This window comes from Terriglobus roseus (assembly GCF_900105625.1).
In the GTDB taxonomy this organism is placed as follows: Bacteria; Acidobacteriota; Terriglobia; order Terriglobales; family Acidobacteriaceae; genus Terriglobus; species Terriglobus roseus_B.
Map to the genome: position 1 here is coordinate 3,820,361 of NZ_FNSD01000001.1, position 16,603 is coordinate 3,836,963.

Annotated in this window: 17 protein-coding genes; 10 read left to right on the top strand and 7 right to left on the bottom strand. The window is 61.6% G+C overall.

Annotated elements, in window-relative coordinates:
• The first annotated feature begins 196 nt into the window (after positions 1–196).
• A complete protein-coding gene (locus BLW03_RS15925; RefSeq protein WP_170835057.1) occupies positions 197–964 on the top strand; it encodes a Crp/Fnr family transcriptional regulator in 768 nt (255 codons plus the stop codon).
• A 188-nt stretch (positions 965–1,152) separates the two neighbouring features.
• Positions 1,153–2,697, top strand: a complete 1,545-nt coding sequence (locus BLW03_RS15930) for a TonB family protein (protein ID WP_074655038.1) — start codon at positions 1,153–1,155, stop codon at positions 2,695–2,697.
• A gap of 388 nt (positions 2,698–3,085) precedes the next feature.
• On the opposite strand, the gene BLW03_RS15935 is transcribed toward BLW03_RS15930, so the two are convergent.
• Complete coding sequence (locus BLW03_RS15935; protein WP_074655039.1) at positions 3,086–3,934, bottom strand: aldo/keto reductase; 849 nt, start codon at positions 3,932–3,934, stop codon at positions 3,086–3,088.
• A 601-nt stretch (positions 3,935–4,535) separates the two neighbouring features.
• On the opposite strand from BLW03_RS15935, the gene BLW03_RS15940 reads away from it, so the two are divergent.
• On the top strand, positions 4,536–5,486 hold the full coding sequence (locus BLW03_RS15940) for a hypothetical protein (protein WP_083350754.1): 951 nt from the start codon (positions 4,536–4,538) through the stop codon (positions 5,484–5,486).
• Here BLW03_RS15940 and BLW03_RS15945 read toward each other — a convergent pair.
• The 4 genes from BLW03_RS15945 to BLW03_RS15960 form a co-directional block, all read right to left on the bottom strand.
• The gene (locus BLW03_RS15945) at positions 5,404–6,579 is read right to left on the bottom strand and encodes a sensor domain-containing diguanylate cyclase (protein WP_074655041.1); all 1,176 of its coding nucleotides are present in this window, start codon (positions 6,577–6,579) and stop codon (positions 5,404–5,406) included. The two genes, BLW03_RS15940 and BLW03_RS15945, sit on opposite strands and share 83 nt — an antisense overlap.
• A 216-nt stretch (positions 6,580–6,795) precedes the next feature.
• Positions 6,796–7,875: a GTP 3',8-cyclase MoaA gene (gene moaA / locus BLW03_RS15950; protein ID WP_074655042.1), complete on the bottom strand. Its 1,080-nt coding sequence runs from the start codon at positions 7,873–7,875 to the stop codon at positions 6,796–6,798.
• A 127-nt stretch (positions 7,876–8,002) separates the two neighbouring features.
• Entirely contained in the window at positions 8,003–8,290 is a 288-nt protein-coding gene (locus BLW03_RS15955; protein ID WP_074655043.1) for a hypothetical protein, read from the bottom strand.
• An 82-nt stretch (positions 8,291–8,372) separates the two neighbouring features.
• Positions 8,373–8,648, bottom strand: coding sequence for a hypothetical protein (locus tag BLW03_RS15960; RefSeq protein WP_074655044.1), 276 nt, complete (start codon positions 8,646–8,648; stop codon positions 8,373–8,375).
• Between the two features lie 75 nt (positions 8,649–8,723).
• On the opposite strand from BLW03_RS15960, the gene BLW03_RS15965 reads away from it, so the two are divergent.
• From BLW03_RS15965 to BLW03_RS15995, 7 genes are all read left to right on the top strand, one after another.
• Positions 8,724–8,903: a hypothetical protein gene (locus BLW03_RS15965; protein WP_074655045.1), complete on the top strand. Its 180-nt coding sequence runs from the start codon at positions 8,724–8,726 to the stop codon at positions 8,901–8,903.
• Positions 8,904–9,632 carry an SIMPL domain-containing protein gene (locus BLW03_RS15970; protein WP_074655046.1) on the top strand — a complete coding sequence of 243 codons (729 nt, stop codon included), beginning with the start codon at positions 8,904–8,906 and terminating at the stop codon, positions 9,630–9,632.
• Between the two features lie 200 nt (positions 9,633–9,832).
• The gene (locus tag BLW03_RS15975; RefSeq protein ID WP_074655047.1) at positions 9,833–10,414 is read left to right on the top strand and encodes a hypothetical protein; all 582 of its coding nucleotides are present in this window, start codon (positions 9,833–9,835) and stop codon (positions 10,412–10,414) included.
• Positions 10,415–10,470: 56 nt separating this feature from the next.
• Positions 10,471–11,175: a site-2 protease family protein gene (locus BLW03_RS15980; protein WP_074655048.1), complete on the top strand. Its 705-nt coding sequence runs from the start codon at positions 10,471–10,473 to the stop codon at positions 11,173–11,175.
• A 267-nt stretch (positions 11,176–11,442) separates the two neighbouring features.
• Positions 11,443–12,537: a tryptophan--tRNA ligase gene (gene trpS, locus BLW03_RS15985; protein ID WP_074655049.1), complete on the top strand. Its 1,095-nt coding sequence runs from the start codon at positions 11,443–11,445 to the stop codon at positions 12,535–12,537.
• Between the two features lie 38 nt (positions 12,538–12,575).
• Positions 12,576–12,770, top strand: a complete 195-nt coding sequence (locus tag BLW03_RS15990) for a hypothetical protein (RefSeq protein ID WP_074655050.1) — start codon at positions 12,576–12,578, stop codon at positions 12,768–12,770.
• A gap of 277 nt (positions 12,771–13,047) precedes the next feature.
• Complete coding sequence (locus BLW03_RS15995; protein ID WP_074655051.1) at positions 13,048–13,977, top strand: segregation and condensation protein A; 930 nt, start codon at positions 13,048–13,050, stop codon at positions 13,975–13,977.
• Between the two features lie 441 nt (positions 13,978–14,418).
• Here the strand turns inward: BLW03_RS15995 and BLW03_RS16000 are convergent, their stop codons facing one another.
• Both BLW03_RS16000 and BLW03_RS16005 read right to left on the bottom strand, forming a co-directional pair.
• A complete protein-coding gene (locus BLW03_RS16000; protein ID WP_074655052.1) occupies positions 14,419–15,993 on the bottom strand; it encodes an MGH1-like glycoside hydrolase domain-containing protein in 1,575 nt (524 codons plus the stop codon).
• Positions 15,994–15,997: 4 nt separating this feature from the next.
• The gene (locus tag BLW03_RS16005; protein ID WP_074655053.1) at positions 15,998–16,519 is read right to left on the bottom strand and encodes an O-acetyl-ADP-ribose deacetylase; all 522 of its coding nucleotides are present in this window, start codon (positions 16,517–16,519) and stop codon (positions 15,998–16,000) included.
• Positions 16,520–16,603 lie beyond the last annotated feature (84 nt).

A 16,603-nucleotide genomic window follows, 5' to 3' on the forward strand; every position in this document is an offset into this window, starting at 1 on the left:
TGGCTTCGGTAGTACGCGAAGCTGTGGCTGTTTGCTACTTAGACAGGACATCCAGGCCCAAGTTGGGCACGTCTTCGTTGCAGCGGAAAGCGGTGACTTGATGGGCTTTACCGGAAACGTTCCTCTCGACAGTTTTTCGCTTCCACTGCTGGAAAGTATTCTTGCGTTTGCTCGGCCAATCCGACTGGTGCCTGGGATGGTCCTCCAGCATCGAGGATCGGCAGCGACGAGCCATGTGTTCCTTGCTTCGGGACTGGCCTCAATGGCGGTCATGCTGGCGAATGGCGTGGTTGCGGATGTGGCGACATTCGGCAGCGAGAGCATGACTGGACTCGCGACACTCCTGGGACAGGACACGGGGAACGCAGACTGTGTCGTCAGGATCGAGGGCGAAGGACTGAGAGTGCCGAGTCGGCACCTGGCCGAGCTCTTCCGTTGCTCGCCCGAGTTCCGTGCGTGCATTCTGCAGTTGACGCAGCGACAGATGAGCATCACGGCGCAGATCTGCGCGTGTAATCTTCACCATCAGGCACTCTCGCGGCTGGTTCGGTGGCTGCTGACCACTGCCGACCTCACAAAGTCGTCGTCCATTCCGCTCACGCAGGATGCGCTCGCCGAGATGCTCGGGATAGGCCGTCCCACGGTCTCTCTGCTGCTCCAGCCACTCTTTGAGAGCGGTGTTGTCCGGGGTCGCCGTGGAACGATTCAGATCATTGATCGTAAGGGCCTCTTGCCGCTTGCCTGTGAGTGCTATGACCTCGTTCACCGATGGACTTATCCACCAGCCCAGAACGCTGCTCAACAACCGCTTCCCGACGCATTGTGGAGTCAGGAAGCGGGCAAAGGGTTACCAAGGCCGCACAGGAGTGAGATCGGCGTTGCAGAGAAGCCGAATTGCGTCGTGAAGGACGTATTTGCCTCGTCGGCGCCGGTCGCGGCGCGTGCCAATCCACTTCACGCATGATCGAGCAGTGAGCGATTCGGCTTCTTCTAGAAGCCGAGTCGGCATAAAGTGGTCCGGTTCGGCGCGACACATGGAACGATTGGGCAGTAGGCACGTCTCCCTTAGGAGGGTAAGGTTGCGTAGATAAGGAGAGGAGTTTTCTCTCCTCGTCTGTCAACCCGTATCCGTTCCGAAGGGTCCTACTGCTTATGTTGCAACCGCTCCAGTTGAAAGACGTGTCATCGCGCTATCCAGTTGAGATCGCTGAGCTTCGTGACTTTCTGAGCAAGGCTGGCTTTGCTCTTGGTACCGCCGACACGCTTTCTGCCGTGGCTGCGAGCCTGCTGCGCGACCGCGCCTTTCATCGCGACCTGATTCTTCACGTGTGGGTTCTGATCGATCGCTGTGGCGGCACGGTCAGCCCTTCGGATCTGCTGGGCGTGCTTGCGATCGCGGCTGCGGGCCAGCATTTCGCGGCCGAGACGACCGAAGATGATGCACATGACCTGCTGCGCTTCGTCATGGAGGCGCGGCGGTCGATGGACGCTCCCACCCACACCAAGGCGCCGGAGCCTCTCACGACCGACTCGCGACCGATACGGCTCGTGCCAAGCGTCGCAGCGCCCGCGGACACTGTGCTTCCCGCTGCTGACGCGGTATGGACCGCACACCCGGCAACAACGCACGTGGCTGCAGAGGCTGCGGAACCGTTTCGCGCGGACACTGAATACCGCGAACCGGAGCGAGCGGCAGGGAAGCGAACCACTTGGGCGATTGCGCTCGCGCTCTGCGTGCTGGTGCTGGGATCGCTTGCCGTCTGGCAGTACCGCAAGCCATCTTCCGGGGCCGAAGCTCCTGCGGCATCGACGATTGCCTCGCCGCCCACAGCCTTGCCGTCCACAACCTCGGCATCCACAGACGTCTCGCCGGGACAGGCTGAGACGCGGCAAAACGCAACCGGCGGCCAGTCCATTGCACGGTCCACTCCGGCGACCTCACAGGTTCGACCGGAGATCGCGCGAGACTCGACTTCACGACTTGCGCGCGAGGCGTCTGAGGTTGCGAGCGTTGCAAGCTCAGCGGTTCCCGGGACCTCCATTGCCGGCAATCCTGAAGCAGCAGCTCCCATCGTGCGCTCGACAGTCTCGGCGGTAACGGCTGTGACACCGTCGCCGATCGTACGGCCGGCTACGCCGGCTGCAGCGGCTCCGCTGATCGCTCGTTCTGGCACCACGCATCCTGCGCCGACGACCGTTCCGGCGGATGCGTTGAGCAAACAACTTGGATCCAGCACCATTCCGGCTTATGCTGCTCTGCCCGATGCGGATGCGACCACGGACGGCCGCAGATATCCGCGACTGCTGCGGCGCCGCATGCCGCTGAACGGCAGCGGAACGATGGTCGCCGATCTTCGGGCACCGGGCGCTCCAAACGACTCCGGCAGCACGCCTGCCATCCCTGTTGGCGTCGTCCGACCAACCTCGATCGGCATCATGGCAGGAAACCTGCTTTATAGTCCGACACCCGCTTACCCGGCCGCTGCCGCCGCGGCGCATGTGCAGGGGGAAGTGAAGGTGCAGGCTGAGATCGACCGCGCCGGCAACGTCGTCTCAGCGCGCGTCGTCAGCGGTCCACCGATGCTGCGGGATGCTGCCGTCGATGCTATCCAGCATTGGCGGTACAAACCGTGGACGGCAGGTGGAAAAACCGTTCCAATGAGCGCGGTAGCGGTGGTCGACTTTCAACTGCCGTGACCGGCACCGGGACCCTCCCCCCCCTCTAATTTCTCGTAAATATCTCAAAACAGGTGGTTTGACGATTCCCGTTTCTGCAAATATTAGATAACAAGAGACTTATTCGCAAAAAACAGAAAACAAATCACTTACCGTGAAAATAAGACGGGAGAGCCGCCTGGCTCTCCCGTTTCGCATTGGTTTTATTCTATCGTGCGTGTCAAGCCCTGGAGTCTTTGATGATGAGGGGTTATCACGCTCCGACGGCCATGAGACTGTGGTTCCTGGTATCCCCACGGCAGCCAGCAAGCCGGTTCGTTCGCGCTTTGCGCGATGCCCACTCATGCGCCAGGAGCGCATGAATGGGAAACCCAGAGTCATGGTTAAGGGTTGATGCCCAGCCCTCTAGTTATTTAGCTGCAGCTTCGAGGGACTGCCATTCGCTGTCACTCAATTCGAGGTCGAGCGACTTGAAGTTTTCTTCGAGGTGCTCGATGGAGGTGGTGCCAGGAATGGGCAGGATGACCGGACTGCGATGTAGAAGCCATGCCAGCGAAAGTTGTGAGACGGTTGCGTTGTGCTGCTTGGCTGCTGTGTCGAGCGGGCCGCCTTCTTTGGCCAGCTTGCCGGCGGCTACGGGGAACCAGGGAATGAAGGCGATGTTGTGCTTGTCGCAGTATTCGACGGTGGCTTCGCTCTTGCGCTGACCGATGTTGTATTCGTTTTGCACTGAGACGATGTCTGCGACGTTGCGGGCCTGTTCGATCTCTGCCGGTGTCACTTCGCTCAGGCCAATGTGCTTGATCTTGCCAGCCTTCTGCAGCTTGACGATGGGCTTCAGAGACTCTTCGACAGGTACCTTTGCATCGATGCGATGGAGCTGCCACAGATCGATGGTTTCGACCTTCAGGCGGCGCATGCTCATCAACGCTTCCTGCTCAAGGTATTCCGGACGACCGACGGGCAGCCACTTGTTGGGACCTACGCGGCAGAGGCCACCCTTGGTCGCGATGACGACGCCGGCCTTGTAGGGAGCAAGAGCTTCCGCGATCAATTCTTCACTGACGTAGGGGCCATAGCTGTCGGCGGTGTCGATAAAGTTGACGCCAATTTCGACCGCTCGCTTGAGAACCTTGATGGCGCCGTCGTGGTCCTTGGGCGGACCCCACACGCCTTCGCCGGTGATACGCATGGCTCCGTAGCCGAGCCGGTTGATTTCGAGGTCGCCGCCGAGTTTGAACGTCTTCTGAATGCTCATGGTTCGTTGGATGTGTTGTGGGTTGGCTTGGTTCCTTGATTGGTGAACGGGATTTGGTGTGGCACCCGGGTGAGTGGTCCATACACCACGGGCATGAAATCCCTCAGCGGCTGAAGCCGATCTTGCCTTGGGGCTGTTATGGCATGGCTAAAGCCATGCCCCTCCGACAGAAGTCGCGCTTTGCGCGAAACCCACTCATGCGCATGGAGCGCGCATGAATGGGGCACCCGGTCGATGGGGTGGCTAAAGCTCTGCCTTCGCAGGAAGTCGCGCTTTGCAGGAACCCGCTCATGCGCATGGAGCGCGCATGAATGGGCACCCGGCGCCCGGCGTGTCTAGTCGTTCGGAAGGGCACAGCTGAAGCTGCGCCCTTCCGAACGCTCGGCTATCGTGCCTATAAAACCGTCCGGGTTCGCGGTTTGCGCGGATAGCCCACCCTTTTCCTTCGGAAAGGAATGGGGCACCCGGTTGGTTGGGCTGGTCGCTTTTGGTTTGCGTCTAAACTGCTGTGCGGGCCATGTCTTTTTCTCGGGTTGTGTTGCTATGCGGTTGTCTTGTCGCTTTTGCTGCGCCGATGGTGCGCGCGCAGGAGCGGCCTTCGTTGCCTCTTGAAGCTTCGCCGGGGAACGGGTTGCGGCGGACGCGGCTCTATCTGAAGGACGGTTCGTTCCAGGTCGTGCTTTCGTACACGGTTAAAGGAAGCAACGTCTTCTATCTATCGGCCGAACGTGGCGCCGAGCAGGAGATCATCCCGCTCAATCTCGTGGACCTTGAAAAGACTCGCACGTGGGAGCAACAGGCGCAGGCACAGCGGAGCGGGGCCCCTGCGGTGCAGATTGATCCGGAACTGGCGAAGGAAGAGGCAGACCGTGCGGCCCACAGTCCCGAGGTGGCGAAGGATCTCCACCTGCCGGATGAGGATTCGATCCTCGTGCTGGACACCTACCGGGGCCAGCCGCAGCTTGCGATCCTGCAGCAGACCGATGGCGAGTTGAATCGGCAACAGGCCCACAACATCCTGCGGCAGACGCTCAACCCCATGGCGCACGCGCACCAGTTGGTTGAGATCAAGGGACAGACAGCGCCGGTGCAGTTGCATGTGGCCGATCCGGAGATCTACGTACGGATGGACGATGAAGAGAGCGAGCCGGCGCGCGGTGGCGCTTTCGAGGTGGATACCAACGGCAATCGCGGCCGCAAGATTGAATCACCCTCGCCGAAGAGCCAGTATGTGATCGTGCGTGTGGATGTGCGGCGCGACGTGCGGATTGTGACCAGTTTCAGCATCGGCCTGCTCGGCAGCACCAAGCGTCAGGCAGATGTGGTCGAAACGACTCGCACGCTGATGCCCGGTGGCCACTGGCTTAAGATCGTGCCGAAAGAGCCACTGAGCTTCGGCGAGTATGCGCTGATCGAAGTGATCGACGACAAGACGGTGAATACCGGCGTGTGGGACTTCGGGGTTCGGCCTACTGCGGGACCGAATCGCGACGCGATTCTGCCGGAAGTCCGCCGCGCGCCATCGCTGGCACCGCGTCGTTCGCAGCCGTAGAGGTCTCATGCCCGTCGATGGTACCGGGCGAAAAGATGGATCCCATGCCTGCCACCGCAAGGTTGTCTCGCGTGGTGCCCTTGACGTGATACATCATGTCGTCGGCGGCTTTGATGATGCCCTCGATATCGCGCGCGTCATCCGGGTAGGTGGCCATGCCGAAAGAGGCACGCAGTTCCAGCGACAGACCCTCACCCTCAAGAAACCGTGCCTCGCGCAGAGCAAAGAAGAGCTTTGTGGCCAGTTCGCGACCGGCGACCTTGCCGTGGTCGGGCAGCAGGCAGACAAACTCGTCACCACCATAGCGGAAGGCCGGTACGGCGGGGCCGATGGTCTGTTTGATGAGGTCGCCGACCTCGGCCAGCAGGCGGCTGCCGACCAGGTGGCCGTGTGTGTCGTTGATGCTCTTGAAGTGGTCCAGGTCCAGGAAGAGCAGGCTGAAGGGCGCGCGTTGATTCGTCGCCAGGCGCTCTTCCAGCAGCGTGTACAGGTGCCTTGCGTTGAACAGGCCGGTGCAATCGTCCGAGATGGAGAGCAGGTGAATCCGCTCCATGTCCGCGGCGTTACGGACGGCGATGGCGGTGAAGTCGCAGAGCACGCGCAGGAACTGGATGGAGTAATCGCTGAGCAGGTCGACCTTGCTGTTGAGCAACTGGATGACACCCACCACGCCATCTGCGGACCGGACGGGCACGCAGGCGATGGAGTTGATGTTGAGGCCAGGATTCTTACGGCTGAATTCCTGCCATCGGGGCTCGACGCTCGTGTCCGGGACGACCATTGGATTACCCGTCAACGCCACCCAGCCGGCGACGCCTTCGCCCATGGGAACGCGCAGGCCTCGCAGGCTCTTGCTGTCTTCCCCGACCGCGATGACGTAATAGAGGTCGTTCTTTTCCTTGTCGACGAGCATCATCGACCACCGCTCCGGACCGAAGAACTGGGCCATCTTGGTCATAACGGTGGTGAGCACGATTTCCAGTTCCAGCGTGGAGGTCAGCGCGCGGGCAACATCGTGGAACAGCCGCGTGTAGTCCTGCTGGATGGCGTGCGTGAATTCGAGTTCTAGGTCTTTCTGTGACTTTCTTGCCATGATCTCCGCTGCGGGTCGTGCTCTGGATTGGTGTAACCCCGGACGATCTTCGTGTCGCTATTGGATGAGTAAAACACGCGTATCCGCGGGTGAACAGATGCCACGAAGTCAAATACGTGCAAGGACGGCATGGCGATCTACAACGAAAGTTGTAGAAGGCCAAATGCCGTCAGGTTTTTATGGGAGAGATGAATTCCGTGACAAAAAATCGGGGGTCTAACCGCCGATATGCACCATGGAGCGGGATGGCTTGAGGAAGCCCGCCTCGCCGATGTGGTGGCGCTGCTCCTTGGTATGGACGACCGCCCGGATGTAGTCGCGCAGGCCGTTATCGTCAGCGCCGCGTGCCATACGCCCGTAGAGATCGTGGTCAACCTGGGAGAAGAGGCACGTACGGAGCTTGCCGTCGCTGGTGAGACGGATGCGTGAGCAGTGACCACAGAAGGGCCGCGAAACCGGCGCGATGATGCCGATTTCGCCGATGCCGTCGGCAAAGCCGTAGCGGCGGGCGGTTTCGCTGAGCGCGTTGGCGGGCAGTGACACGAGCGGCAGGACCCTGTTGAGGCGTTCGAGGATCTCGGCTTCCGTAACGACGGTGTCGCGGGACCAGATGCGGTCCTCTTCCAGCGGCATGAACTCGATGAAGCGGAGGATAACGCCTTCGCGCCGGGCGAACTCGCCGAATCCTTCGATCTGGTCGTCATTGAAGCCGCGGAGCAGCACACAGTTGACCTTGACGGGCGAGAGGCCGGCGTCCTGAGCGGCATGAATGCCGTCGAGGACTTTCTGGAAGGCTCGGGGAACGCGGGTGATGCGTGTGAAGGTTTCGGGATCGACGGCGTCCATGCTGACCGTAATGCGGTCCAGCCCAGCCTCCTTGAGGTCGCGCGCCATGCCGGCCAGCAGGTGGCCGTTGGTGGTGATGGCGATGTCGAGCGGCTTGCCGTCTTCGGTTGCGTTGTCGAGCTTGTCGTAGGCCGTGCGCAGGGTGCGAAGGTCGCGAATCAGATCCAGCAGGCCCGCTCGCAAGAGCGGTTCGCCGCCGGTGAGCCGGATTTTCTCGACGCCCATCTCGACCATCAGTCGCACCATCTTTGCGTAGGCGGCGATGGGCAGTTCGCTGTGCTCGGCACCATGCTCACCTGTGCGGCAGTAGACGCAGCGGTAGTTGCAGCGGTCGGTGACGGCGACGCGCAGGTCTGTGATGGCCCGGCCAAAGCGGTCGCGCAGACGCGGCTGGGCGTCTGCCGGCAGAATCGCGGGTTCGTCTGCCGGAATGGGGAGCGTTGTGGCCATGGGGCTAACTATTGTTGGATGCGAGGATCTGTTGGTTGGACGTAACTCTCTTTGATCGGTATTCGGGTGTCAACGACAAGACCCGTGCCAGGGCACGGGTCTTGGAACTTCCGACTACCGAAGGTGCCTAGTAGCTGGTGAACTCATGGAAGCCGCGGCGCATACTGATGCCCGAAAGCAGGCAGACAACGGAGATGGTGCCGGTGATGCAGGCCCAGTAAAACATGGGGTGAACCCAGCCCGGCGAGTGCGTCAGATCCTGGCCGACCCACAGAACGCCCACCAGCGTGGTGATGATTGCGGTCTGGAAGCCGATGGTGAGCAGCAACTGTCCGCGGCGGCGGCGACGGTCGACGATCTCAACTTCGGCCGGGGTCAGGTGGCGCTCGGATGTAAGAACAGGTGCGTGGCTCATCGGACTTGGAGTCTCCTGCGGGAAATCTTCTCAGTTATTACACCACATTCGATGCAGTCCCTGTAGCTGCAATCGGACACCGTTAGTCGATAAACGCCATGGTCTTGATGCCGGCGATGTCGAAGCGCTTGCGGCAGCGGGGATTGGTGCAGTTTGCCGTGTCGTCCCGCAGCACCATGTAGTTCATCGCCTTTGCGAAGCGGGCGCGGTCCCGTTCGTCGGCACGGCCGTTCAGCTGCTTCTTCTTGCGGCGCACGATCCAGTTCAGCGCGTACTCACCCGCGACGCCGCACTTGGTGCAGGTCAGCGTCATCGTCCGGGGCTCGGTCCGCTCATCAAAAAAGTCACGCTCTTCCATGTTTGTGAGCCTCCGTGGGAGAGCATAATCCTTTACGGCATGGCCGCGCGAATCGGTGGGCCAGGAGTGACCGGGATGAGCAGGGCGAAGAAGGAAGTGTTCTCGGTGACGAAAGCGGTGAAGTCGAATGCGCGGGATCGCGTCGGCACGCCACCGCCGGAGGTCGTGATTCCGGACGAGAAGACGCGGGCGGCCCGGCGTACGTCCAAGCACAAAGTGACGCTGCAGAAACTGTTGCAGCGGGAGGATGCATAGATGAGGAAGGTTTGGCTTGCCGCTGTTTTCGCGGTTGTTACGAGTGTTGCTGCGCAGGCGCAGGTGGCGCAGACGCTGGGGATCAACAAGGACAATCGCAGCATCACGGTGACGGCGACGGATATGGCTTTTGCAATGGCTGACCAGGCCGTCGTGCAGATCGGCTACCAGGCCTACGGCGAGGATGAGCAGACCGCCTACGCCGAGGGATCCCGCCGCTCCAACGCCATCACCGAGGCGCTTGCCGCAGCAAAAGTCCCTGCCGAGGCCATTGAGAGCCAGGACCAGCAGTTGCAGCCTCTGAATGAGTTTGAGCTCAAAAACCTGCCGGCTGCGCTGAAGAACATGAAGTTCCGCATCACGCAGAGCTGGAGCGTCCGCACCACACCCGATGCTGCCGCGAAGACGCTGGATATTGCGGTGAAGGCCGGAGCGAATCAGAGCGGCTCCATCGGCTGGGAGATGAAGGACGGCAGCATGCTGGAGGCTGCGGCGAGCGCGAAGGCGTTGGCGCACGCGCAGGTGATCGCCGCTCGTATGGCGGAGGGTCTGCACATCAAGGTGGGCTCGCTGCTGTACGCAAGCAACCAGGCACAGGAGCAGGTGCGGCCCGTGCCGATGATGGCGATGGCGATGCGGGCGAAGTCTGCGGATGTGAAGCCGCTGAGCATCTCGGCGCGACGTGTGGAACGTTCGGCGACAGTGTTTGCGATCTTTGCGATCGAATAACACGAAGTTTCGGGTGGAGCGGAGATCGGGCTTTCGGGAACTTTGCGTTCTTTAGAGTTTCCTGAGGCACTCCACTCCACCTTTCGCTTCGCAAGGAACGGGACACCCGGATTTCTGGTTGCCTGTTTTGTCCTGGTATCTGCGAGCCATCCGGGAGTAGACAGGCGTATAACGAGGGTGCGCACGACAGGGAGCCAGCCATGACCACCGCAACGCAGGAAGCGCCTACCGAGACACAGGTTCACCCGGAAGTTCCGCGTCCGCTGCCCGAAGCCGAGGCGATCTATCGCCGTTGGCTGGCACACCTGAACGCGGAGTTCACGCGCTACAACACCTGCACACGCCGCAGCGAAATCGTGCGTGACGAGCTGCATTCGCTGTTGCTGGGGCGCCCGCACGGTGGACGCATGAATGCTGCTCTCATCAGCGAGCTGCCGCTTGCAGTCCTGGCCGAGTCCATCGACCCGCGCAACGTGACGCTGCCGGCCGAGATGGAAGCCGACCTGGATCGGGAAAAGTTCAACAGCATCAAGCCGCTGCTGTGGTTCTGGCGGGGCTTCGACCGCACGGTTCTCGGCGCAAATCTCTGGCTGGGGCTACGCTTCCGGGCGATGCTTGGCCAGCACATCTTCGCCGGTCTGGGGAAGAATGTGCGGTTCTATCGCGATGTGAGTTTTGAGCGAGGCTACACGCTGACGTTCGAGGACAACACGATCGTGCGCCCCGGCACGTGCATCGACGACAGCAAGCCGCGCATTATCCGCGGAACGCTGGAACGGTAGCGGCGGGCGCCTGAGCGGGAGTCTCGAAACGCCGCGCTGGTAGACTCGCGAGAAGTATGAACCAGGAAGTTGCACTCATCCTTTTCGAGTTTGCCGCGCTCATCTTTGCGCTGACGTTCCACGAGTTTGCGCATGCGTGGACGGCGTCGTTCTTTGGCGATCAGACCGCTCGCCTGATGGGCCGCGTCACACTGAATCCTATCCGGCATCTGGATCCGCTTGGGTCCGTGGTGCTGCCGCTGGTGAGTGCGTTCGCACACTTTCCGTTGCTGGGATGGGCGAAGCCAACGCCGGTAACGACGCGCAACCTGCGCAACATCAAGCGCGACGACATCCTGGTCACGCTCGCCGGACCTGCTTCGAATGTGCTGCTGGCGGTCGCATCGCTGATTCTGCTGCTGATCATCAAGCATGCGTTTCCCGGCGGCCAGGTCGCCGTGCTGAACGCGGCGCTGCTCTCCGCGCGCATCGAGGGAGCAACGTTGCAGGGGCAGTCGGCCATCTTCCCCATCTCGCTGCTGCTCTACAGTTCGGTCGTCATCAACCTGCTGCTGGCCATCTTCAACCTGCTGCCAGTACCGCCGCTGGATGGATCGCGCATCCTGCGGCACTACCTGCCGTATAACGCGCTGCAGATGTATGACAACATCGGCGGGTTTGCGAACCTGATCATCCTGTACCTGTTAATGCGTTCGGGTGTGCTGAACATCTTCTACGGACCGGCGTTTACCTTGTTCAACCGGCTGTTGCTGTCGGCTTAATTTGTGCCTCAGAAGCATCGCGCTGAGCCGAACGCTTGGGTGCCCGCTTATTTCGCTGCTTTGTGAGAAAGGGTAGGGTGCCGTGCCTAGGCGACGCTTCATGCGATGTGGATGGTCCAGAATAGTTCGCTTGCGCGAATAACCGACCCTTTGCTGTGCAATGAATGGGGCGCCCGGGCCTTCATGCGGCACCCGGGTTGCTGTTCCGCTCGATGGTGACGGCCTTGTCCTTCCGATCCGCGCGGTTCAGCTATCCTCAGAGCAGTCATGAATGATCTTCAAGCCAAGCGCCGCGTATTGAGCGGCATGCGCCCCACGGGCCGTCTGCACCTGGGCAACTATATGGGCGCGCTGTACAACTGGGTGCGTCTGCAGGACCAGTACGACTGTTTCTTCTTCATTGCCGACTGGCATGCGCTGACGACCGACTACGCGAATCCGGGCGATGTCTGGCAGAAGTCGCATGATGTTGCGTTGGACTTTCTCGCCGCCGGCCTGGATCCCGAACGCTGCGTTATGTTCCGGCAGAGCGATGTGCTGCAGCACGCGGAGCTTAACCTGCTCTTTGGCAACCTGACGCCGCTGGGCTGGCTCGAGCGCGTGCCGACGTACAAGGACCAGCAGGAGCAGCTTCGCGAGAAGGATCTTGCGACCTATGGCTTCCTGGGTTACCCGTTGCTGCAGTCCGCGGACATCCTGCTGTACAAGCCGGCCTTTGTTCCCGTCGGGCAGGATCAGGTGGCGCACGTCGAGCTGACCCGCGAGGTCGCCCGTCGCTTTAACCAGCTCTATAGTTCGGCAGTCACGCCAGAGGTCGCAGCGGCGAAGTCGGACAAGGAACTGATGAAGGCAGAGGTGAGCGAGAACCTGATTGAGCTCGCGATCCTGCCGGAGCCGAAGGTGCTGCTTACGCCCTCGCCCAAGCTGCCCGGACTCGACGGCCGCAAGATGTCGAAGAGCTACGGCAACACCATTGCCCTGACCGAGAGCGAGGCCGACGTCCGCAAGAAGTTGAAGACGATGGTGACCGATCCCGCGCGTGTTCGCCGTACCGACCCTGGCGATCCGGATGTCTGCCCTGTGGGCGATCTGCACAAGGTCTTCTCCTCACCGGAGACGATGGCGAAGGTCTACGAGGGGTGTCGCAGCGCCGGCATTGGTTGCATCGAGTGCAAGGGCTGGGCGGCGGACAGCATCGTTCGCGAGATCGCACCCATCGCCGCACGCCGTGCGGAGTACGAGGCGCAGCCGGAGAAGGTGGAGCAAATTTTGACAGAAGGCGCGGCACGCGCCCGTTCTGTTGCTGAGGCCACCATGCGCGAGGTCCGCGTCGCGATGGGCCTTGCCCGAGCAAGCCACTAGAACTTCGGAGGCATCAGACATCGCCAGAGGAGAACCCGATGAGCAATGCTGCTGATGAGAAGTTCGTACCGAATGAGCCGAAGCCCGCGCCCGCAATGGATGCGAACCGCGCGGCCAATAGCAATCTTGCTCCGCAGGGTAAGGTGGACCTGAGCGATCAGGCGCCCGGGAGCAATTTCACGCCGGAGGGCGACCAGGAAGACGTGCCGAACATTGCGGCTACGGCGGAGTAAGGTTCTCACTTTCCCGGTATGCCCGCTGAGCCGGTTCGTCCCATGACCCGGTGCTCCACTCATGCGCCTTCTTTGCGCATGAGTGGGATATCGCGCGAAGCGCGACCCTGGCTGGAACAGTGCAACCCACTCATGACGATGAAGCCGTCATGAATGGGGCACCCCCTCGGTGATGCCGCCAGGTAGCGTGACCCGCGATCGTTTCGGTATTTTGTCCCCAGCTTTCCTCAGCCTCCGCTCGATGGCCACCGGCCTATTGCGCGATACTTGAAGGCAAGTGAGCGAGACGGTCGAACTCGAAGAGCGGGGGAGCGAGCAGGCGGAACCGCAGGCGCCTGCCGGTGAATCGCTGGTCCTGCAGTCTCCTCCGACGCCGGAGCCGGCAAAGCAGCCGAAGAAGCGTGAGCCTTCGCCTCCAAAGGAAGAGGCTTCGCAGTCGCCCTTCATGCTCACCGTGGGAGCCGTCTATGATGGCCCGCTGGATCTGTTGCTCGATCTGATCCGTCGGCAATCGATCGATATTTACGACATCCCGATTGCTCGCCTGACCGAACAGTTCCTGGCTTACACCGAGACGCTGAAGCAGACGGACGTCGACTCTGCCGGCGACTTTATCTACACGGCTGCGTTGCTCATTCACATCAAGAGCAAGATGCTGCTACCGCGTGAAGCGAGCGGCATTGCCGCAGGTGAGATTGAGGATCCGCGTCGTGAACTGGTCGAGCGGCTGTTGGAGCATGAACGCTTCAAGGCCGCCGCGCAGATGCTGATGCAGAAGCAGCAGATCGAAGACGCGACATGGACCACGCCGGGGATTCGCGAGTTCAAGGAACAGGTGAGTGCCGAGCGGGAGATCGATGCGGACACCACGGACCTTGTGCGTGTCTTCGGCGAGATCATCGAGCGGCTGCGCAAGCGCCCTGTGCTGAACGTGAACGAAGAGACCGTCACGGTAGCCCAGATGATCGAGTACACGAAACGTCGCCTGATGCTCGAAGACAAGCCGACGAGCCTTCGGAAGCTGCTGCAAAATACGCACTCGCAACAAGCGCTGATCTGCATGTTCCTGGCAATGCTGGAGCTGGTACGGCTGCAGGCGATCCTGCTGCGCCAGTCGGACAAGTTCGGGGACATCCTGATTAAGAAGACCGACGAGTTCGACGAAGTGCTGGCGCACCAGGAACGCATGCGGGACGACTGGCGCTAACGCGCGGACGGAAGGTCCGCGACTTCCCAGCCGGGCCAAGGCCCCGTGGTGTCGGGACGAGTGAAGTACTGCGGACAGAAGGTCCGCGACTTCTCAGCCCAGGGCAAGGCCTGGGTGTCGGGACGAGGCAAGCACTGCGGACTGAAGGTCCGCGACTTCCCAGCCCAGGGCAAGGCCCTGGGTGTCGGGACGAGGAAAGCACTGCGGACTGAAGGTCCGCGACAAACTCTCTCGCTGCCTGCGATATCGGTAGCTGCCAATCTTTGTCGCGGGCTTACAGCCCGCAGCACGAAATGCAACCGTTGACCCAGGGCTTTGCCTGGGCTGGGGAGTCGCGTGCTTACAGCCCGCCTTCTTGGGATCAGCCATCGAACAGCTAAACAGGACAGGCCCCAGACAACTCATCAGCCACCCGGGCCGGCATTAAGCCATGTGTCCGCTCTAACGCGTGATGTCGACATACTCGTCCGCTCGCAACGACCGCTTTGACTTCGGTCTGCCGGGAATGCGCAGACTTACTGTCGTCGATGGCGTCCGGTTGCTGATGCCGACGAGTGCCTTGGGCGTGCCGTCTTTCGTCGTAATCAACCGGGCACCTTCACTCTCAAGGGTTGCGATCAACCTGCCATTCAGCGACAGGCTTGCAGATTTGCCGGTGTAGTGCATCTCGGCGATCTTGCCGTCATTGGCCTTCATGCGGAAGCTGGCGTTCTGTGCGGCGGGATGGCCGGCGCGGATGTTCCACCACAGCTCATCGCCTTCGTCGTGCACGCCTGCCAGGCGCCATGTGTAGGTGGTCATCACCAGCGATGATGGCGAGTATTTTGGCGCCTCGTCGGGGGAGAAGGTGCCGCTGACGGGGTCGATGCCCTGACGGAAGGTGGGGTCTTTCTGGAGGGCTTCGCACCATTGATCCATCATCCAGGCGAAGTCGGAGGAGCGACCGTAGTGGTCCATCCATCGTGATGCGCGCATGGCGGTGAGCGACTGTGACGATCCACCCCAGGAGTTGCGCGGGATGGGGCGGACGAAGGTCGGCTCATCGATTGCGGAGGATGGCATGGGGAACTGCGGCCAGAAACCTTCGGGGCGATGAATCTGCCGCTGCCACAGCGTGTCGAAGAGTTGCTGGTCCGGGACGTGTTCGCTGCAGACGCGCGAGAGGATGTCGCAGTTGATCCTGACGAAGTGGTTTTGCGCGTCCACGTCGTAGAAGGCTGCGTCCTCTGCGACGTAAAGCTTGCTGAGGATGAGTTGGCGGATGGTGGCTGCCTTCTCCTGCCACATGCTTGCTTCAGCCGTTTTGCCAAGCGCCTGCGCCATGGCTGCGAGGGCGATGCGCGCGCCGTAGGTGGTGGCCGATAGGTCCGGGCAGAGCCGTGGGAGCGAGGCATTCTTCGGGATGTTGCGGGCGCTGCCGTCGGGGCAGGCGTTGGCCATGCCGTGCCAGCGCGGGCTGTTGTCCATGCCGGTGTCATAGGTGCAGAAGCCCTCGACGAGGCCGGTACCGCGCGTGTTGCGATAGCGCATGAGCCAGTCGTCCCAGCGCGAGCAGGAGGCGTATGCCTTCTCCAGCAGTTCGTGGTCAGCCGTGGCCTTTGCGAGATCCCACGCGGTTGCCGCGATGGGGACGACCATCTGGATCTGCGCCCAGCCGGGCGAGGTGACGTTGGCCTTGTTGTTCGCGGGGAGCTGGCCGTCTTCCTTCTGCAGCTCGAAGAAGGTGAGGTGGCTGTTGCGCGCGGCGTCAGGGCGGAACTTGCGGTAGAGAAGTGCCTCGTGCGGGCCGCACTCCATCCAGATGCCGGCGTAGGAGGAGCCTTCGATGAGCACGGGACCGGGGAAGCGGGGCATGATCTGCACGTTGCCCGCGAGGACGCTGAGAGCCTTGTCGTAGGTCGCCTGCCAGCGCGTGTTGCTTGTACGGAAGGTGGGTTCGCTGCTGGCGAATGCGCTGCTGTCACGTGTGGTTGTGAGTACGGCGGCGGATGCGGCTAGGAATTCCCGGCGGTTCATTCGGTCAGGCTAGCAGAGCGCGATAGATGGCCTCTGTCGCCTCGTTGTAGCAGCAGAAGATCGCTCGTTCGACGCCGCTGGCTTGCAGGTGTTCGCGGACGGTTGCGATGGCGATGCCTGCGGCGCGGTTGGGTGGGAAGCGATAGACGCCCGTGCTGATAGCCGGGAAGGCGATGGACCTCACGTTGTGCTCGCGGGCGAGTTCCATGCAGCGGCGGTAGCAGCTCCGCAGCAGGGCATCCTTGGCGTCTTCGGCAGTTTTGCCGCCACGTTTGACGCTCCAGACCGGGCCTGCGGTGTGGAAGATCCATGTTGCGGGCAGGTTGAAGCCGGGTGTGGCCTTCGCGTCGCCGGTTGCACAACCGCCGAGGGGTGCCGTGGCGGCGAGCAGGTGGGCTTTGCCCGCGGCGCGATGGATGGCGCCGTCGACCCCTCCTCCACCTTTGAGCTTTGTGTTGGCGGCGTTTACGATGGCGTCGACTGCCAGCTTCGTGATGTCGCCCCGAATCACTTCCAGTTCTGCCACGTTCGGTCTCCCCTGACAGAATGGGATGCACGGTCGGCGGGCGCGGGCAGGTACACTGCTTTAGGCCCCGCGAACCGAGCCGGA